At 39.0% G+C, this 19649-nt stretch carries 19 protein-coding genes; 10 read left to right on the forward strand and 9 right to left on the reverse strand.

Translation table 11 applies throughout. From position 1 onward, the window contains the following. Positions 1-373: 373 nt before the first annotated feature. The 6 genes from H4J46_RS09090 to H4J46_RS09115 all read right to left on the reverse strand — a co-directional run bounded on the left by H4J46_RS09090 (position 374) and on the right by H4J46_RS09115 (position 6351). Positions 374-625 (reverse strand): hypothetical protein, encoded by a 252-nt coding sequence (locus tag H4J46_RS09090; protein WP_182233188.1) that lies wholly within the window; start codon positions 623-625, stop codon positions 374-376. A gap of 477 nt (positions 626-1102) precedes the next feature. Further along, entirely contained in the window at positions 1103-2737 is a 1635-nt protein-coding gene (locus H4J46_RS09095; protein WP_182233189.1) for a methyl-accepting chemotaxis protein, read from the reverse strand. A gap of 178 nt (positions 2738-2915) precedes the next feature. Next, entirely contained in the window at positions 2916-3572 is a 657-nt protein-coding gene (locus H4J46_RS09100; RefSeq protein WP_182233190.1) for an alpha/beta fold hydrolase, read from the reverse strand. A 183-nt stretch (positions 3573-3755) separates the two neighbouring features. Continuing rightward, positions 3756-4655: an endonuclease/exonuclease/phosphatase family protein gene (locus H4J46_RS09105; protein ID WP_182233191.1), complete on the reverse strand. Its 900-nt coding sequence runs from the start codon at positions 4653-4655 to the stop codon at positions 3756-3758. 146 nt (positions 4656-4801) lie between these two features. After that, the gene (locus H4J46_RS09110; RefSeq protein WP_182233192.1) at positions 4802-5527 is read right to left on the reverse strand and encodes a PepSY domain-containing protein; all 726 of its coding nucleotides are present in this window, start codon (positions 5525-5527) and stop codon (positions 4802-4804) included. Then, complete coding sequence (locus H4J46_RS09115; protein WP_310650223.1) at positions 5524-6351, reverse strand: PepSY domain-containing protein; 828 nt, start codon at positions 6349-6351, stop codon at positions 5524-5526. Before H4J46_RS09115 ends, H4J46_RS09110 begins: the two co-directional genes overlap by 4 nt. 164 nt (positions 6352-6515) lie before the next feature. Between H4J46_RS09115 and H4J46_RS09120 the strand changes: the two genes are divergently transcribed. The 4 genes from H4J46_RS09120 (at position 6516) to ahpF (ending at position 10633) form a co-directional block, all read left to right on the forward strand. After that, positions 6516-6656: a hypothetical protein gene (locus H4J46_RS09120; RefSeq protein ID WP_182233193.1), complete on the forward strand. Its 141-nt coding sequence runs from the start codon at positions 6516-6518 to the stop codon at positions 6654-6656. Between the two features lie 107 nt (positions 6657-6763). Further along, positions 6764-7183: a hypothetical protein gene (locus tag H4J46_RS09125; protein ID WP_182233194.1), complete on the forward strand. Its 420-nt coding sequence runs from the start codon at positions 6764-6766 to the stop codon at positions 7181-7183. A 1168-nt stretch (positions 7184-8351) separates the two neighbouring features. Further along, entirely contained in the window at positions 8352-8921 is a 570-nt protein-coding gene (ahpC, locus tag H4J46_RS09130; RefSeq protein WP_182135820.1) for an alkyl hydroperoxide reductase subunit C, read from the forward strand. A 110-nt stretch (positions 8922-9031) separates the two neighbouring features. Next, positions 9032-10633 (forward strand): alkyl hydroperoxide reductase subunit F, encoded by a 1602-nt coding sequence (ahpF, locus tag H4J46_RS09135; protein WP_182233195.1) that lies wholly within the window; start codon positions 9032-9034, stop codon positions 10631-10633. Positions 10634-10882: 249 nt separating this feature from the next. Here the strand turns inward: ahpF and oxyR are convergent, their stop codons facing one another. Together oxyR and H4J46_RS09145 are read right to left on the reverse strand one after the other, a co-directional pair. Then, positions 10883-11785, reverse strand: coding sequence for a DNA-binding transcriptional regulator OxyR (gene oxyR / locus H4J46_RS09140; protein ID WP_182233196.1), 903 nt, complete (start codon positions 11783-11785; stop codon positions 10883-10885). Between the two features lie 260 nt (positions 11786-12045). Continuing rightward, positions 12046-12348: a hypothetical protein gene (locus H4J46_RS09145; protein ID WP_182233197.1), complete on the reverse strand. Its 303-nt coding sequence runs from the start codon at positions 12346-12348 to the stop codon at positions 12046-12048. Between the two features lie 346 nt (positions 12349-12694). Here H4J46_RS09145 and lexA point away from each other — a divergent pair, with 346 nt between their 5' ends. The 5 genes from lexA (at position 12695) to H4J46_RS09170 (ending at position 18565) form a co-directional block, all read left to right on the forward strand. Then, positions 12695-13309, forward strand: coding sequence for a transcriptional repressor LexA (lexA, locus tag H4J46_RS09150; protein ID WP_182233198.1), 615 nt, complete (start codon positions 12695-12697; stop codon positions 13307-13309). 571 nt (positions 13310-13880) lie between these two features. After that, positions 13881-15437 carry a cytochrome c oxidase subunit II gene (gene coxB, locus H4J46_RS09155; RefSeq protein WP_404851781.1) on the forward strand — a complete coding sequence of 519 codons (1557 nt, stop codon included), beginning with the start codon at positions 13881-13883 and terminating at the stop codon, positions 15435-15437. Between the two features lie 12 nt (positions 15438-15449). Continuing rightward, entirely contained in the window at positions 15450-17054 is a 1605-nt protein-coding gene (ctaD, locus tag H4J46_RS09160; RefSeq protein WP_182233199.1) for a cytochrome c oxidase subunit I, read from the forward strand. 11 nt (positions 17055-17065) lie between these two features. Then, positions 17066-17650 (forward strand): cytochrome c oxidase assembly protein, encoded by a 585-nt coding sequence (locus H4J46_RS09165; protein WP_182233200.1) that lies wholly within the window; start codon positions 17066-17068, stop codon positions 17648-17650. A gap of 30 nt (positions 17651-17680) precedes the next feature. Beyond that, positions 17681-18565 carry a cytochrome c oxidase subunit 3 gene (locus H4J46_RS09170; protein WP_182233201.1) on the forward strand — a complete coding sequence of 295 codons (885 nt, stop codon included), beginning with the start codon at positions 17681-17683 and terminating at the stop codon, positions 18563-18565. Positions 18566-18635: 70 nt separating this feature from the next. Here the strand turns inward: H4J46_RS09170 and H4J46_RS09175 are convergent, their stop codons facing one another. Continuing rightward, positions 18636-18845, reverse strand: a complete 210-nt coding sequence (locus tag H4J46_RS09175; protein WP_182184364.1) for a DUF2909 domain-containing protein — start codon at positions 18843-18845, stop codon at positions 18636-18638. A 51-nt stretch (positions 18846-18896) separates the two neighbouring features. On the opposite strand from H4J46_RS09175, the gene H4J46_RS09180 reads away from it, so the two are divergent. Continuing rightward, positions 18897-19643, forward strand: a complete 747-nt coding sequence (locus tag H4J46_RS09180) for an SURF1 family protein (RefSeq protein WP_182233202.1) — start codon at positions 18897-18899, stop codon at positions 19641-19643. Positions 19644-19649 lie beyond the last annotated feature (6 nt).

The following is a 19649-nucleotide window of genomic DNA, read 5'->3' on the forward strand; positions in this document are numbered from 1 at the left end:
CAAAGGTTAATTGTTTCCGTCTTAGGTGAAACTAACTGTTATCAGCACAAATGCCGAGCGATAAAAATAATATTAGTCTACAAATGTTTTTTGGCTCATAACATTAATTGACCGCCCAACAGTTGCCATACTCAAGTCCAACCGACAAATAAATGGCCAAACACTATCTTATTATTTGTAAAATAATATTGGTTACCTACTCATTTTTATCTCTAATCAATTAAGCTGTAAACTGCATAACCTAACAAATGTGCCGTGCAGCAGTGCCAAAAAATTACAGTGTCACTTATACCTTTGACACTGCAACCAGTAGTAGTGGTTGGGTTATAAAAATTATGCTTATGAAGTTCGCATTAAGAATAAGACTAACGCGCTATTTTTTGTGATTATTTATAGGTAAAGCTAACTTTATCCATTCAGCCACCAAGCCCTGTTGTGTATGTATGAAAGTGACTCTTTGAGTTTTGGCAATGGCGTTACTGAGAATAATCTCTACATCACCTTCCATCACAGTTTTACCTTTTTGAAAAGAAGCACGACTTGACTTAGTCGACAAGTTGCCATGGGTAAAGGCAATTCTGACATTGCCACTGTAGGTGTGCAGTTTACTATTTTCTGAAATCACTTATTTTATAGCCGTGATTTCCATTTCGTTTGCCGACGTAAAACTCGATATCGCACTTAATACCACAACAGTTGGTAGCGTTAATTTTTAAATAATATCATCTTGATTCCCTCACCTAGATTTATTAAATACTGTTTTAGTAAGGGGTTGTTAATTTTAATATTTATTTTTTTGGTATTCAATACAGCTTGATCGCGGTGCAAGGTATCTAGCAACCTGTGCTATGTAAATTCCTCCCAGCAAAGAACAAGTGATATTTAATGCAATTAGTAACACTGTTAGCCCTTTTCGTCTGCATCACATGTTTGACTCAAGTAACGGTTAAGTATATGTACTTGTCTATGATCAAAAGCAAATTATCGCCGGTAAAAGCCATCAAAAATTTTAACAAACCCTTAAAGTTACCATACTAAACTTTTATCTGATCGACATCGTTAATTTGAAACTTTCACAATAGCCTTGAGGTGCTGTTTAACATTACGGTGCTTTAAAGCCGATACGAAAGCCCCCCCAGTGTTGGCCGTTGACGATAATTGGCACAGAAACATCATGCATAACTTCACCCGTATCGCGCTTGTATGTTTGCAAGAGAAATTTATGCCTGTGCCGGCCACATCGAATGCCTGTGCTATCGTCAAATATTCGCTTAGTGCGATTATTAATGTTATCAGTGGCGATGTTACCGGTTAGTGGTTGCGAATAACGTTGGTTATGAGTAGGAAAGTAACCGTTGATGTCAACAGCGCCAGCAAAGATAACTTCAAGATTTTCTGTTAAGATCGGCTCTTGAATAGCGGGTAAAAACTTATCGGTAAAGTCATCGAAAGTGCTGTGATATTTTTGCGGCTTAGTATTGGCAATCTTACTATAACTAAAGTTAAAAAGAGCTTGTTGGCTAATTTCATTACGTGAAATTTTATCACTAAACATAGTGGCGACTTGTTGTGCTGCAAGCTGCGCTTGCCAACAAATCTTTTCCACTAAAGAGCCAGTGTTGAATTCAGCCAGATCAATGAATATTGACTCGGTACTTTCGCATAGCGCTTTTGCTTTATCTGAGACTTTATGGGTTTCTTTACTTTTTTCAAGCAAAAAGTCATGCAAATTTGTGATCGCCATGGAAATTTCATCACTGGTGGCATTGTGTTCTTCTAGTGCGTTACTGATGAGGCTGCTGGCATCAGACGACTCAGTCATTTTTTGATTGATATCACTTAAAGAAATAGCGAGAGAACCCATACTACTGACTATATTATGGCTTTGCTCAACAACTTGCGCCATTACCTCAGTGGTTTGTAACGTTTCTTCATTGATCTGAGTGAGCATGCTACCAATTTGATCTGTTGCTTCAGCTGTCTTCGATGCTAATGCTCTGACTTCATCAGCCACAACCGCAAAGCCTCGACCTTGTTCGCCAGCACGAGCGGCTTCGATTGCCGCATTTAATGCCAAAAGGTTGGTTTGGCGTGAAATTCCATCGATAACATTATTGATATTTTGAATCTTAGTAGCTTTTTGTGAGAGTGATTTTATTTTTTCAGCGGCATTTATCACATCACTATTGAGTTGCTCAATCACCTCGACATTGTCATTTAGCTGCTGTGACCCGGCCGAGGTGGCCGTCATGGCTTGGCTAGATTGTTGCGACGCTATGGCTGAATTATCATTCATCACCTTAATACTAATAGACATTTGCTCCGCAGCGCTGGCTAGCCGATCAACATCTTCACTAGATAATTCAATAGCACTACTGAGCTTTTCAAGGAAAAAACTGACTTCTGCAGAGTTAATGGCTAATTCACTGGCTTTATCGTCAATATTTTTTCCTGCTATGCTGGCTTTACTCGCCTGATTACAGAGAATATCTTGCAAAGATTGGTTGGTTGAAATATCAAGCTTTAAAGCGTGAAGCAATAATTGACGCTGATTTTGTTGATTTTTATTAATTACAAAGTTGATACTGACGAAAAAAGTAACCAGACTTGCTATAAATATAGATGATACATACCAAATTATATTGGTTGTTATCTGTGCTAAGGCAATTAATAGCAATGCTATTAAAGTGGCCGCAAGTAAAGCTAGTGAAGCTGCAATCTGACGATTTGTAGACATGACTTATCACCGCGTGGTTATTTAACCCATTTATTTTTGTGATTTACCCTAGTCAACGTTGATGGGGTTGTCAATCAGACCTTAGTCTTTATTGAGATGGTTTGTGGTCGCAGGCAGTAGGATATTATCTTTTAGTTATGAGGGCTTAAACAATATTGTCAGAGCTATTATCGTTATATTAGTGGTTAAATTTGCCTTGTTTAAGGTAACTAATGACTTGTGCAATAACCGCGTCATTTCGCATCATAAATACATGAGAGGTTGGTATTTCAATATGATCATTCATGCCATCAATTTTAGTACTTTCGACCGAGACTTTACCGTCGTCAGCATCAGGAATGAGGGTCGATAACAGCAAGTTTATGCTTTGGGTGCCCGCAATAATGCCGACATCAAAATTGGCCTTGCCTAACTGGTTAGGCACACTTAATGCGCCAGTACCTAATTGCATGCCGGCATCACCATTAACTAAGTGAAAACCTGGTAAATTACCAAGTTTATCAACAATTTCAGTCCCTTTGTTTGGTGGCCCAAGCATGACCACTTTATTGAGGTTTTTAATACTATGGTGACTGAGAAATTGCCGTACTAAAATGCCACCCATCGAATGGGTGACAAAGCTGACTGGCATGTTGTTGCATTGTGCTAACGCATCTGAAATGGTTTGTTCTGCTAACTGTTCAATAGAGTAAGAACGTGAAGGGTAGTCGATATTTAACACGCTGTAACCTTGCTGTGTTAAGCATTGTGCCATTTTGTCCATCGAATGTGCTGAACGCGCTAAACCGTGCAATAAAATGACGTATTCTTTCGTTGCACTCTGGATATTATTCATAGTTAATTCCACTGTTTAGCGTAAATGTTTCTGCTTACATTTTGTCACTAGCTCAGGTATTGGTTGTTGCGACTACTTTTGAAATAGTGTCTGCTTAGCACAATGACTGACAAGATTAATAGCCATACTATAATACGTTATAAAAATACCACTTAGCATTAATGCCGGGGGGTTAATAAGCGCTTACAGTGCCAAATTTATTGAAATAGGGCAGTGATCACTTAGTTTCTGACTAAGCTCTCGGGTGTATTTTGGCTCAAAGACTAATTGCTCAAATGAGTGTTCAACATAATGCGCTTTTGCTTTTGGATCAAAAATTATATGGTCGATATAGTCTTTGTAATACCCACCCCAGCATTTTGATTCTGCTGAAATAGTAGGCGCCCAAAGTGCTTCGCCACCTTCATCATTAATGGTTTGCCACAGGCCTTGTACTTCAGTGTAATTTAACGCTATGTCTTTAACAAAGCGACGGTTAAAGTCACCGAGTAATATAAAAGGAATACCTTCTTTAGCGCGGGCATCAACCCAAGCTTCTAATGGCTTGGCTTGCTTGGCAAGTTCTGCACAGGCAATTTTTGCATACTGTTCTTTCTCATTACTATTAGGCATTTTAGCAATGCTGGCTTGGTCCAGTGCTTTATCGAAACAGCCTGATTTCATGTGCACAGCTAATAAGCGAACGCTCTTATCATTTTTTGTTAGGGTAACGTCCATGCCTCGGCGTGCAAGGCCTTGGTCAAGTTCACGGTATTCGACCGCACTGGCTTTATAGCCGCTGCTTTTTCTTACCGCTACACCAACACGCTGCACCCAGTCTTTTGTGGTGAAAAAATAGTCATAGTCGTCACCAAAAACTTTTTGAGCCCATTTTGCGCTTTCAACTTCTTGTAAGGCAATGACATCGGCATCTAATTCACGTGCATAGTGCGCTAACTTTTGGTAATCGGTGTCTTTGCGTTGGTTATATTCATGAGAACCCAACCAGGCGATATTCCAAGAAGCGACTTTTAAGGTTTCTGCAAAAGTTGTGGTGCTTAAAAACGTGAGTGCGATGCAAACAAGGCTAATTAATTTTGTCATTAGGTTATTCTACAATATATATGGGCAGCTATAGTAACCGCTGGCAGAGCAAATTAAAATAAAGTGTTTAGCTTTGTACTTAGACTATCACCAAGGTGAGGAGCAGAACTATGGCTAGAACCATGGCTAGCACTATGGCGATGGAGCTAAAATTTCTTTAAGCGGTATTGGCCTTTTCGCAGCATATGTAATGTCCATATCAAACCAGAAAGCGTGAGCCACAAGCTGATAAAAGCAAATAATATCATTTGAATTGTGTTGAAGCTGCCGGCACTGCCGTAATCCATAAAGTGCAACATAAAGAAAAAATCGGCAAAGCGTTTATCACTGTTACTATGGCCTACTAAACGACCCGAGCCTTGTTCAACATAAACACTGGTGGCTAAGTCATCAGTAAAATTAATTTGCCAACTGGGATTTTTATGTTTGAGGAAGTCGGCAATTGGCGGCGTTATTAACGCGACAGATTTAATATTACCTGGGCCATTATAATTTGCTTTGGCAATAGCTTTGGCGAATGGTTCATCCACCAAGGTTAACTCACCTGTAATAGCATTAACGACATGGTAACTGTTGGCAAAGTGGCGATATAAGCCTCGCTGTTGAGTTAGCAGGTAATAAGGCTGCGAGAGGATACTGACTTGGTTGAGTTCAAGTGTAGCGGGGTATGATTTTAGTACGCTCTTAACGGGTAACAGTGCTTTGTTTGCTAGGGTTGGTTGCTCGGCCATTGCCGTTTGACGATAAGCATTACCGCGAGATTTTTTGTGATCAATGACATTGAAGACTAAGCCACTGGTTAGCCAAATAAGTATTTGTAGACCGATGAGTAATGAGGCCCATTTATGAATTTTTTTTATCCAAAGCATCATGACTTATCTCCATAAGATAAGCGGTTTTCTTGTTGCGCTTTTTTAGCGCTATCGCGGCTTTTTTTATGTGAGATTATTATCGGTTTGACCACTTTAAAATAAGTCAGTACTAAACCACTAAAGGCAGCAAAAAATGCCAATGAAGCAATAAAAAACAGCAACCAATTACTGACATCTTCGTCGTCGCCATAATCCATGATATGCAAGCGAAACATCCAATCAAACAAATACCAAAGTTGATGACGTTTGCTAACAACTTTACCGCTACTAACTGAGATATAAAGTGACGGTGAGGCGAAGTTGTCAAAATTAACCTGCCATACGGGTAAATGTCGAGCACTTAAGCCAAAGTGCGGGTTTGTGGCTATTAGCTCGGCATTAAGTACTTTGCCATCACCAGAATAAAGGTGCTTTGCAATGGTAATTGCCGTATTTTTATTTAATGGCGATAACCGTTCGCCGCTCTGAGCATCAACTATAAAGGCTTGTTTAGCTATGTTAAAGCGATAGACTTCACGGTTTACTAGCATGCCAACACTTAAGTTTTTAGCCCGCGGATATTGTTTAAATAATGTTGGTGAGGAGTAAGTTAAGTTCTCTGATTTTATTTTATGTTGATGGTTGATAATTAAGCTATCCCCGTGAATATAATCAATATCAAAAAAGACCATATAAGCACCCGTAATAGACCAGATAACAAATTGCGCACCAATAAATAACATCAACCATTTATGCAGCTTATGGCTGAGATTAAAAAGTTTTAAAGGCTTTTTTCTTATTGTTCTAGCTTTAGTCAGTGTTGTTTTAATTGCGTTATTCTCCACAATAGTTATTCTGCTGGCAGTAGTTAATGGTGTGAGTGTTGCAGCCTTAACGATTCCACCCATCATTGCTGCAACAGTGCGATTAATAACGTTTGATCATACGCTGTGACCTTATAATATCGATAAAAGAGCAACAATAGCAACTGAATAACTATGAGATAGAAATGTCTGTTTTTATTTTTTTAATGGCGTGGAGCGTATTATTTAGTCTACTCACTATTGAACTTAATCCTAGTGAACTTAATCGCGCGATTTTTATGGACGGATATGAAGATAAATGTACAGATATGCAAAAAATAATTTAACAAGTTAGCTATGGTATAGTGACGTGGGCAAAACCATCAAATTATATAGTTGTGTTGAGCGCTCATGATTTACCGATAAACTACTAATTAAAAAGGCGTTAACCATCATGGATATTATGACTGAAACCTTACCAATTTCTATTCAGGTGAGTGATGACCTAGTGGCCGAAATAAAAAATATTGCCGCCATTAGTAATAAACTCGAGGCGCAGTTAAATTTTCATACCATGACGGCGAATTGGTATGGCGATGAAGCAGATGTTTTACAGATCAATTTTTATCTTGTCGCGATTGACGAACTTGGCAATTTAACAAAACAAGCACCGAATGTTGAAGTAGAAACGTTTGCAGATGACGTTTTGTTGCTGAGCTCAAACAACAAGTTGATAGATTGTCATGTTGCTATTACAGTAGCGGAATCCGAATTAATACGCCAACAGCCGAAACTATTGTCTGGTTACCTTATTAAAAAACTGTCTAAGATACTGAATTTAATTGCTGATAGACAGCAACTTACACAGATATAAAATTATTTTTCAATAAAGTTGAACTAACCACTATCAAGTGACTCTTACTTAGTAAGAGATTCTCCCCTCGGTTTTGTTTTTATTAGTGTTTTTATATTTTTATACGCCCCTCAATTGAGGGGCGTTTTTTTGCCTATAATTTGTGGAGGATGAATTATTAGTTATTGAAAGTGGCAAAGACATTAATTTTTATATAAATTGAACTAACCAAGGTAATAGCACTCTTACTTAACAAGAGATTCCCCCCTCGGTTTTGTTTTTATTAGTGTTTTTATATTTTTATACGCTCCTCAATTGAGGAGCGTTTTTTTGCCTATAATTTTTGGCAGATGATTTATTAGTTATTGAAAGTGAGAAAATAGTTATTATAAGTGCTTAAGGAACAAAGAGATTGATTTTTGTTCCATGAGTAGTGAATCATTTAGTTTCATCAAGTCTTCGTCGAGGAGAGCTTGGTTTGGATAGGGCTATTTCTCCAAACAACATGGCATGCTGTTAAGTGCTAACTGTCAACGGCGAAAGCTATGGTTTTATTTTTATATAAATTGAACTAACCATGATAATAGCACTCCTACTTAGCAAGAGATTCTCCCCTCGGTTTTGTTTTTATTAGTGTTTTTATATTTTTATACGCTCCTCAATTGAGGAGCGTTTTTTTTGCCTATATTTTTTGGCGAATGAATTATTGAAAGTGTTCCATGAGTAGTAAGTCATTTATTTTCACCAAATCTTTGTCGAGGGATTTAGGTTTATTTTTATTTAAATTGAACTAACCATAATAATAGCACTCTTACTTATTAAGAGATTCCCCCCTCGGTTTTGTTTTTATTAGTGTTTTATATTTTTTATACGCTCCTCAATTGAGGGGCGTTTTTTTTGTCTTTTTTTTGCTTTGATCATAGCTAAAAAAATTAAGCTGATATTAATATGCAATCTTATTTTTCATATCACTTCCTGCAATATTTAAATTTTAGCCATCTATAAAATAAAGTTAAACAATCACAGCAATAAAACAACATCCTCTCTTTCTATATTTCATTCCATAGCACATCCATAGGTTTTGCCTATCGATATAATAAATTCAAACGATTGTTCCTATTTTAAATGCTGGCGTATCATTGCTCCAAGTTAACAAGTACTCATATTTTTAAAACAAGTGGAGATAAAAATGTATAAATCAATTATCAATTCAACCATCCAACCATTTAACGCAACAGCATTTAGTAAAGGCGAATTTGTCGAGGTTTCAGAAGCTGATGTTGCAGGAAAATGGGCAGTATTTTTCTTTTATCCAGCTGACTTTACCTTTGTTTGTCCAACAGAGCTAGGCGATATGGCTGACCATTATGCTCAACTGCAAGAAATGGGCGTTGAAGTTTACTCAGTATCAACGGACACACATTTTACCCATAAAGCTTGGCATGGCAGTTCAGACACTATTGGCAAAATTACCTACCCAATGATTGGCGACCCAACAGGCAAAATTACTCGCAACTTTGGTGTCATGATTGAAGACGACGGCCTAGCATTACGTGGCACGTTTGTTATCAACCCTGAAGGCGAAATTAAAATTGCTGAGATACATGATCTAGGTATAGGCCGTTCAGCAAAAGAACTAGTGCGCAAAATTCAAGCGGCACAATATGTAGCTGAACATGACGGTGAAGTATGTCCAGCAGCATGGCAGCCAGGTGCAGAAACATTAACACCATCATTAGATTTAGTTGGCAAAATCTAAATAAAGTAAAAAATTACCGCGATACTTTTAAAATATCGCGGTATTTATCAAGCCAATTCAGCATGACCTAAAAATCATCCTATTCATCAGTTTTTTCAAAGGAATAAACCATGTTAGATAAGAAATTAAAGCAACAACTAACGACCTATTTACAGAATTTAACCTCGGCTGTTGAATTATCAGTATTTTTAGGTGACGACGTTAAATCAAAAGAATTAAATACTTTGGTGACAGAAATTGCTGAAATGTCAGCATTAGTCTCGGTTGTTGCAGCAGATGCAAGCAACGAACGAGTGCCATCAATGTTAGTAAAATCAGTTAAAACTGGCGGCGAAATGCGCTTCGCTGGTGTGCCGATGGGACATGAATTTACTTCTCTGGTATTAGCCTTGTTACACAGTGGTGGACATCCAATAAAGCTTGATAAAGCTGTGATTGAGCAAGTGGCCTCACTAGAAGGTGAGCATAGCTTTGAAACCTATATTTCTTTAAGTTGTCAAAATTGCCCAGACGTAGTGCAAGCCCTCAACATGATGGCGGCAATTAATCCGCAAATTAAGCATGTGATGGTTGATGGGGCATTATTTCAAGAAGAAGTTTACAAACGAGATATTTTATCAGTACCTGCAGTTTACTTAAATGGTAAAGCGTTTGGCCAAGGCAGAATGACGGTAACTGAGATTTTAAACAAAGTTGATACCAATGCTGGTGCGAGACAAGCTAAGGCGATAAACAACAAAGCAGCTTTTGATTTATTAGTTCTTGGTGGTGGCCCAGCAGGCGCATCATCAGCGATATATAGTGCCCGTAAAGGGATACGCACAGGCATAGTGGCAGACAATTTTGGTGGCCAATTACAAGAAACTATGTCAATTGAAAATTTTATTTCAGTGAATGGGACTGATGGGCCTAAACTAGCGGCTAACCTAGAAGCCCATGTTAATGAATACGATGTTGATATTATGAATAATCAACAGGTGAAAAAAATTATAGAAAGTGATGTTAAAGGTGGTTTAATCACCGTTGAATTAGAAAACGGCGCTACCTTACAAACACGCTCAACCATTATTGCAACAGGCGCAAGATGGAGAGAAATGAACGTTACTGGTGAGCAGGAATACCGTGGTAAAGGTGTTGCTTATTGTCCGCACTGTGATGGACCATTATTTAAAGGAAAATCAGTTGCGGTAATTGGTGGCGGTAACTCAGGTATTGAGGCAGCCATTGATCTAGCTGGGTTAGTTAAGCATGTTACTGTACTTGAATTTGATAGCTTACTACGTGCTGATGCGGTATTACAAAATAAAGCGCGTTCGTTGCCAAATATCGAGATTATTGTTAATGCTCAAACCACCGAAGTATTAGGTAATGGCAAGCATGTTACTGGACTAAACTACCTTAATCGTGCAACCAATCAACAAGAGAGTATCGAGCTTGCTGGTATTTTCGTACAAATTGGTCTAGTGCCAAATTCAAAGTTTTTGCAAGGAAGTGTTGATTTAACCGAGCGAGGCGAGGTGATCATTAACCACAAAGGCGAAACCAATACCGCGGGTGTTTATGCGGCGGGTGATGTAACAAACACACCATTTAAGCAGATTATTATCGCTATGGGCAGTGGTGCAACAGCAGCATTAGGTGCATTCGATTATTTAATTAGAACACCTAACCCGCTTGAAAAAACTGAAAGCGTTAGTGAAGCTGCAGCCTAATAGCGGATTAATTCGTAGCTTAAATTAACACTGAAACGCCAGTACAATAAGTACTAAAAAAATAAACGCTATCGTTGGCAACGGTAGCGTTTTTTCGTTAATAGCGCGCTTGCTGTTACACTGATTTAACCTTTGACCCATGTAGGTTCAATGCAGGTGTGATATAGCTTGGACTTTAGTTCATCAAGTTAAATGAAGTTTAACTGCTTTTGCTTGAAGCTCATAAGCGGGTTGTGAAGCATTGCTAATTTATTCATCAAATAAGCCCGTCACTGCTTGGCGCACTTCATTAACCACCGCTCTAACACTTTCCATGCGTGCGTAACCAGCACGACAAAGTAAGGATATTTCACGCACTGGCTGCGGGCTTTCAAAAGGAATATAATTAATATGCTTTTGTGGAGCATAATTAATTGTCGCCAACTGTGGTAGCAGCGTAATACCCATATTGCTGGCCACCATATAACGTAAGGTTTCAAGACTGGTGGCTCGAAAACTATGATCTTCCTCCGCACCAGCGCTAAAGCAATAGCCCATGGCTTGATCTCTCAAACAATGGCCATCTTCTAAAGTGAGAATTTTTTGATTATGTAAATCATCAAATGTTACTTTAGTTTTATTAGCGAGTGGATGTGAAGGTGACGTTGCCATCACCAAAGGCTCGGTGAATAAATCGTAACGTTCAAAACGCGCCATTTCTGGCAACCAAGGCAAAATTAAAATATCGAGTTTACCTGTTTCCAATTGTTGCAGTAAATCTTGGGTTCTATTTTCATGTAAATAGAAGTTTATTTTCGCTAGATTGCTGTTTAGTGCCGGCATAATATGCGGCAATATATATGGCGCTAACGTCGGTATTAATCCTATATGTAAATCACCTGACAGTGGGTCAAGTAGCGCTTTAGCTGCTTCTTCAAAATTATTCGCGGCGTTAAGTACTTGCCTAGCTTGTTGTACTAACTGTTCTCCTGCGGGTGTTAGCATAATATTGCGCGGTTGGCGTTCAATTAAAGTTAGCTTAAGGCGTTGTTCTAGTTTTTGAATTTGACCACTGAGCGTTGGCTGACTAACAAAGCAAGCCTCAGCGGCATGGCCAAAATGCTTATACTCGGCAATAGCCGTTAGATATTTTAAATCACGAATTTTTATCATAGTTTAAATCTATTGATATTAGGTGGTTGATAGCTATTTTTATGTTAGCTTAAGGTACTTATTTTAGCTAGCTACTGCAAAGCAAAGTCAGCAATGAAAGCGCTAATACCCAGACTAAACCATGCTTTCAAAGGCTAAAACTTGCTAACAGCTTGGCTAACTAAGGCGTTTATTGCATTACTGGGTATTAAGCCGTTGTTTAAAATGACCTACTGTACTTTGAAGTCTTAACTTCTTAGAAGTTGATGGAGATTAAAGCATTACAGCTTTGATCGTTCATAAGCCGGAATGTTAATAAAATTTTCATCACCTTTGGCAATCGCTTCCTTTAAGCTTGCTTTTCTATTTTGGCGAGACTCAATACTTTCACCAAACACTTGAAAGTGAGCTTGCGCGATAACATCGACAGCCTCTGCATGAGATATAACGCCTAACGCTTTACCCGCATGGATAAAACCTTCAGCCCTGAATTTTTGCTTATCATCTTTTTTATGATTTTTTGCGAGGCTAAAAACTTTCAGCAACTGTGTTTGGCAACAATCTAAATATTCGCGTTTATTCATTATTTTCTATTCATCTTCTAAGATTTATTTACCTATATACCTGCTTTTTCAGCAAGGTTAATAGTTTTATTGATGGGTATTTTTAATGACCTTAATCAGTAGTACTTTTTGATTCATCAACAATGAAATTGGCAGTGATGCACACCTAACTAATTTTAGTCGTGAAAGCGGCTTACAACAACATAGATTGAGCACTTAATGTTTCTAGAAACACCACCATTGCAACCAAAACCCAAACTAGTAAAGGCGGATGATTATTTTCTTGCGTTTAATTACAGCCTGTATACAATAACAGTAATACTGTTTAAAAATACAGGCTTGCTCTTAAGTAGCTTAAGGAACAACTATGCGCCCTTTAACACCCAGACAACAGCAGATTTTTGATCTGATCCGAGAAAAAATTTCCGACACAGGTATGCCGCCAACGCGTGCTGAAATTGCTGCTTTTTTTGGTTTTAAGTCGGCCAATGCAGCAGAAGAACATTTAAAAGCGCTAGCAAAGAAAGGTTATATTGAAATGCTACCTGGCACATCGCGCGGTATTCGTCTTGCACAAGAGTTTATCGCTGAAGATGGTTTGCCACTTATTGGTCGTGTGGCGGCTGGTGAGCCTATTTTGGCACAAGAACATGTTGAGCAGCATTACAAAGTTGATGGTAATTTATTTCATCCTCCGGCTGATTATTTATTGCGTGTTAATGGCGAGAGCATGAAAGATATCGGCATTATGGATGGCGACTTGTTGGCTGTTCATCAAACAACCGATGTGCAAAATGGTCAAGTGATAGTTGCTCGTGTAGAAGATGATGTTACCGTGAAACGTTTTAAGCGTGAGGGAAATGTGGTTTATTTACATGCTGAAAATGAAGGTTTTGCACCGATTAAGGTCGATTTAAAGTCTCAGCAATTTAATGTTGAAGGCTTAGCCGTTGGTGTTATTCGCGCGGCTGATTGGATGTAGTTCAGGTTGCTCCTACTTCATAGATGCTAATATTTACCTAAACACTATTTTCCTACACTATATTTCGCAGATTGAACTGTCACTTGGGTTAAACCAAGGGGTTAAAATCTGCGCATTTCCTACGTTAGATAATCATTTATGTGCCTACTATGTCCCTAAATTTTTTTAGTTAGAACAATCCTCTTATTCAGCAATAAATACCACTAATAGCTTGCTTTTTATACAGCTTGTTTTTGTGTGGATTATTTATTATTTAGCCTGAAAATCATGCCTTGAACAAAATATGAACATTGCAGCCATCCTTTTAAAAATCTACTTGTCGTCCAGTTTAGGGCTTTTACTCTATTGTATTTGTTAGTTTTTATTTATCATGCTTTTGAAATTAAAAATTGACCCCTATCAAGTTTTAAGTAATTCTAGTCTGGAAAACGTACAAAAAAAACAATAGGGCGCAATTGACAGCTGTTGATTAATGCGTCACTTAAATAATAATAAATGTATGCGCTAACTAGCCGGTTTTCATAATGAAAATACGTTATTTGGCCTAAATTAAAGGTGAAGGAGATGTCGTGTGAAAAGACGTAACCTAGGTTTACTCTTGCTAGGGGGCTTGTTGTCTAGTTCAGTGTGGGCAGATATGTCGCTGAATTTAACCAAAGGTGTTACTGAGGTTAGTAGAGACGTATATGATTTACATATGTTGGTGCTCTATATCTGTACTGGTATTGGTATTGTAGTGTTTGGTGCAATGTTTTGGTCTATGGTGTTTCATCGTAAATCAAAAGGCTTTAAACCAGCAACCTTTCATGAAAGCACAAAAGTTGAAATTCTTTGGACGGCGATTCCTGTCGTTATTCTAATCGCCATGGCTTTTCCTGCCACTATTACACTGATCGATATGGAAAATAACGATGATGCGGATTTAACTATTCAAGTAACAGGTTCTCAGTGGAAATGGCATTATAAATACTTTGATCAAGACCTTGAATTTTATTCAGTGCTTTCTACTCCGCGTGAACAATACGAAAACCAAGATGGTACCTCAGCAGAAAAAGGTGAACATTACCTATTAGAAGTTGATCGTCCTTTGGTTATTCCAACCAATAAAAAAGTGCGTTTTGTTATTACTTCTGATGATGTTATCCACGCTTGGTGGGTACCGGCATTTGCGGTAAAACAAGATGCTAATCCAGGCTTTATTAATGAAGCTTGGACTAAGGTAGATGAACCCGGTGTTTATCGTGGCCAATGTGCTGAGTTGTGTGGCAAAGACCATGGCTTTATGCCGATAGTGGTTGAAGTTAAGTCTGAAGCCGATTATGCCATTTGGCTCGATGAGCAGAAGCAAATGAAAGCCAATGCAGCAGCTGCTGAAGCGGCGTCGTTAAATGCTTCGGCTTCAATGGACGAATTAATGCAACTGGGCGAAACGACCTATACCGCCTACTGCGCAGCGTGTCACCAAGTCAGTGGACAAGGTTTGCCACCTGCATTTCCAGCCCTTAAAGGTAGTGCTATTGCCACAACAGGTCCTGCTAGCGCGCATATAGATATTGTCGTTAATGGTAAAGCAGGTACGGGCATGCAAGCTTATGGTAAGCAATTAAGCTTAAAAGAAATTGCGGCTGTTGTAACTTATGAGCGTAATGCTTGGGGTAACAATACGGGTGAAGCTGTTCAAGCTGCTGATGTGCAAGCGGTTAGTGGCGCAAGCACCTCAGATATGGTTGAGCAAGCGGTTGAAGAAGTTAAAGAACAAGTTGCTGCAACTGTTGCCAAAGTCACACCGGAAGAAGATTTATCAAAGGTTTATAGCCAAGATGAATTAATGGCCCTGGGTGAAGATGTCTACATGACAGCTTGTGCTGCTTGTCATCAAGCGACTGGTGAAGGTATGGCGCCTGTTTTTCCTGCACTTAAAGGTAGTGTAATCGCTGCCGGTGATGTAGCAGTGCATTTGGATATGGTGCTTAACGGCAGCAAGAAAAATCCAGCGATGGCGGCTTTTGCCGGCCAATTAACTAAAACGCAAATTGCGGCGGTTGTCACTTATGAGCGTAACGCTTGGGGTAATAACACCGGTGATTTAGTCCAGCCAGCAGCCGTTGTTGCTGCTAGCGCGAAGTAGGGAGGCGTTATAATGACTACTGATGTAATTGATGATCAATCCGAGCATGATTCACATGACGGTGAGCACCATGATCATAAAATGACCGGCATAAAACGCTGGTTATATACCACAAACCATAAAGACATTGGTTCTATGTATTTATGGTTCTCTTTTATCATGTTTTTAACTGGCGGTGCTATGGCGTTGGTTATTCGAGCTGAATTATTTCAGCCTGGACTACAGATAATTGAACCTGACTTCTTTAACCAAATGACCACAGTACACGGTCTTATTATGGTATTTGGTGCAATAATGCCAGCCTTTACCGGTTTAGCTAACTGGATGCTACCTATGATGGTTGGTGCGCCAGATATGGCACTCCCTAGGCTGAATAACTGGAGCTTTTGGATATTACCCTTTGCTTTCGCTATTTTATTGTCGTCTTTCTTTATGGAAAGTGGTGCACCAAACTTTGGTTGGACCTTCTACGCGCCTTTATCAACCACCTATAGTAACGGTAGTACAGCGTTCTTCGTTTTTGCGGTACATATTATGGGTATTTCCTCAATTATGGGCGCAATTAACATTGTTGTAACCATTATGAATATGCGTGCACCTGGTATGACTTACATGAAAATGCCATTATTTGTTTGGACATTTTTCATTACGGCTTACTTGTTAATAGCGGTGATGCCGGTGCTCGCGGGTACCGTCACTATGGTGTTAACCGATACCTATTTTGGCACTAGTTTCTTTGATGCCGCCGGTGGTGGTGACCCTGTAATGTTCCAACATATTTTTTGGTTCTTTGGTCACCCTGAAGTTTACATCATGATTTTACCTGCATTTGGTATTGTCTCTACAACGATCCCAGCCTTCTCACGTAAGCCACTATTTGGTTACAGTTCAATGGTTTACGCAACCGCATCAATTGCATTTTTGTCGTTTATTGTCTGGGCGCATCACATGTTTACCACGGGTATGCCGTTATTTGGCGAATTATTCTTTATGTATTGTACGATGTTAATTGCCGTACCTACAGGGGTTAAAGTCTTTAACTGGGCAGCGACTATGTGGCGTGGGTCGATTAGTTTTGAAACCCCTATGTTGTTCTCTATTGCCTTTGTGATTTTGTTTACTATTGGTGGATTTTCTGGCTTGATGTTAGCAATGACCCCAGCTGATTTTCAATATCACGATACTTACTTTGTTGTGGCTCATTTCCACTATGTATTGGTTACTGGGGCGTTGTTTTCTATTTTTGCTGGCGCTTATTACTGGTTACCAAAATGGACAGGTTACATGTACAACGATACGTTAAGTAAGTGGCATTTTTGGTGTTCACTTATTTCAGTAAACTTATTGTTTTTCCCAATGCACTTTTTAGGTTTGGCTGGTATGCCTCGTCGTATTCCTGATTACGCTTTGCAGTTTGCTGATTTTAATAAGTGGGTGAGTATTGGTGGCTTTGCCTTTGGTATTTCGCAGTTAATCTTCTTGGTATTGGTTATCAAGTGTATTAGAGGCGGAGAAAAGGCACCGATGAAACCTTGGGATGGAGCTGAAGGTTTGGAATGGACAGTGCCTAGCCCTGCGCCATACCACACGTTCACAACACCACCAAAAATTGATTAAGTGGAGCTAAAATGACTAACGGTGAATCGCAAAACAAGTTATCAAAGCAAGCACAAGCGAAAACGCATGATGCTTCAGTGAAAAAAACAGTGAAAAAACTGATGTTGATTGTTTTTGGTATGTTTGGTTTTGGTTTTGCGCTGGTGCCGTTATACGACGTGTTTTGTGATATCACGGGGTTAAACGGAAAAACATCTAATGTTGCGGCCAGTTACAACGTCAAGAGCATAGATACCGAACGTACGATTACCGTACAATTTTTGACTCGGACAGCCAAAGGTATCCCTTGGAAGTTTGAGCCAATGGTTAATGAAGTAAAAGTACACCCAGGTGAGCGAAAAACCGTTATATTTTATGCTAAAAATGAGTCTACAAGCGATATTGTCGGTCAAGCTGTGCCGTCAGTATCACCGGGGCGGGCAGCGGTTTATTTTCAAAAGATAGAATGCTTTTGTTTTAATAGCCAACCGTTAAAAGCCAGTGAAGATGTTGAAATGGGATTGCAATTTTATGTCGATTTAGACATACCCGATGACGTATCCACCATCACCCTTTCTTACACCTTGTACGACATTACAAGTTCGGTTGATTCTTAAGTGCTTGGCACTTAAATGAGGGGAACAACAATGACAACAAAAGAATACGAAAGTTATTATGTACCAGCGCAAAGCAAATGGCCAATAGTAGGCGCCATTGCCTTGTTTTTGATTGCCGTAGGTGCGGCAAATTATGTAGCAAATTTGAATAACCCTGAAAATGCAGGCGGCGGCTGGGTATTGCTGGCGGGTATCGCATTGATTATTTACATGATGTTTGGTTGGTTTAATAATGTTATTACCGAGTCAATGTCAGGAAAATATAGTCCTCAAATGGACAATTCATTTCGCCAAGGTATGAGTTGGTTTATTTTTTCAGAAGTGATGTTTTTTGCCGCTTTTTTTGGCGCCTTACTTTATGCCCGTACTTTTTCAGTACCTTGGCTTGATGGTGCTGGAAATAATGCCGCAACGGCAATAATTTTATGGCCTGAATTTACCGCGACTTGGCCATTAATTAAAACGCCAGACGGTACTGAAACTACTGCTATGGGTTGGTATGGTTTGCCATTAATTAACACTATTTTGTTGTTAACTTCATCAATTACTGCCCATTTTGCTCATGTTTCGTTAGAGCAGAATAAACGCGGCTTATTGAAGTTTTGGTTAGGACTGACCGTTGTGTTAGGTGTGGTGTTTTTGTTTTGCCAAGGCTTAGAATACGCCCATGGTTATGCCGACGAAATGAAATTGTATTTAGACAGTGGCATTTATGGCAATACCTTTTATTTACTGACGGGCTTTCACGGAATGCATGTGACCTTAGGGACAATTATGCTGCTGGTGATGCTTATTCGAGTATTTAAGGGACATTTTACGCCGAAAAACCACTTTGCCTTTCAAGCCGCGAGTTGGTATTGGCATTTTGTTGATGTAGTCTGGGTAATACTGTTCGTTTTTGTTTATATTATTTAACGCTATTGTGTTTGAATAAGCAGTTTAAGGTACGATATTTATCTTGATAAATATCGTACCTTTTGACTTTTTAGTATGGACTAGGGTTCGGTGTGATCACCCCGGTGAGAATACCCAGTAGTAGTAATAACACCAGTACAACAGAGGTCATCACCCGTCGGCCTATAAACTTAGACATGGATGCTTTATTCGGGTCATTTTTATTCATAATGAATAACGCTCGAAATAGGTTATAAACCATAAAGGCTAATAAGCCGACAACAATAAATTTAATTAACACAGTATTCTCTCTTTTATCATCTGTTTTTAGTTAGTCAACACGCGGTAGTCTATGAAGTCGGTATCACTTAAGCACAAATTCAAGCAACTTAATTGGCCGATGGTTATATTTACCATGCTAGTATTTTCGTCATTAATCAAGCTCGGATTTTGGCAGATTGACCGAGCGCTTGAAAAAGAACAACGTCAACAGCGCATCAGTGAATTAAGCCAACGCCAAGCCTTATCACTAGCGCAAGTATTAACACTGAGCGGTTTACAAGATGGTATTAACGATTTGCCTATTCAGTTAAAGGGGACCTTTGTTGGCGATAAAGTATTTTTACTCGACAACCAACCAAATAAAGGCCGTTTGGGTTATCGTGTTTATCAAATCATTGAAAGTAATGGTGATGCTATATTAGTTAATCTAGGTTGGGTACAAGGCTCAATTGACCGAAATATATTACCTAAAATTAGCCCCGTTACTGGCCAGCACACCATCACAGGCAATGTGCGAGAAGTGGAAGTGGGTATTCAATTACAAGCACAAAACTTAACTAATCCGTCATGGCCATTACGAGTACAGCAAATCGAACTAGATAAGTTTTCACAATTAATTGGTAAAAAACTATTGCCCTTTGTCGTTTACTTAGATAAAAAAGAGACTATAGGTTATATAAAAAATTGGCAGCCCATAGTCATGCCACCAGAAAAACACCGAGCCTATGCGTTTCAATGGTTTAGTTTAGCGTTAGCTTGGATAAGTTTGATGGTTTGGGCAGCAATAAAAATGGCTAAAAAAGATCTGTCTGAATAAGCAGGT

The sequence above is a fragment of the Colwellia sp. MB02u-6 genome, from assembly GCF_014077095.1.
GTDB lineage: Bacteria > Pseudomonadota > Gammaproteobacteria > Enterobacterales > Alteromonadaceae > Cognaticolwellia.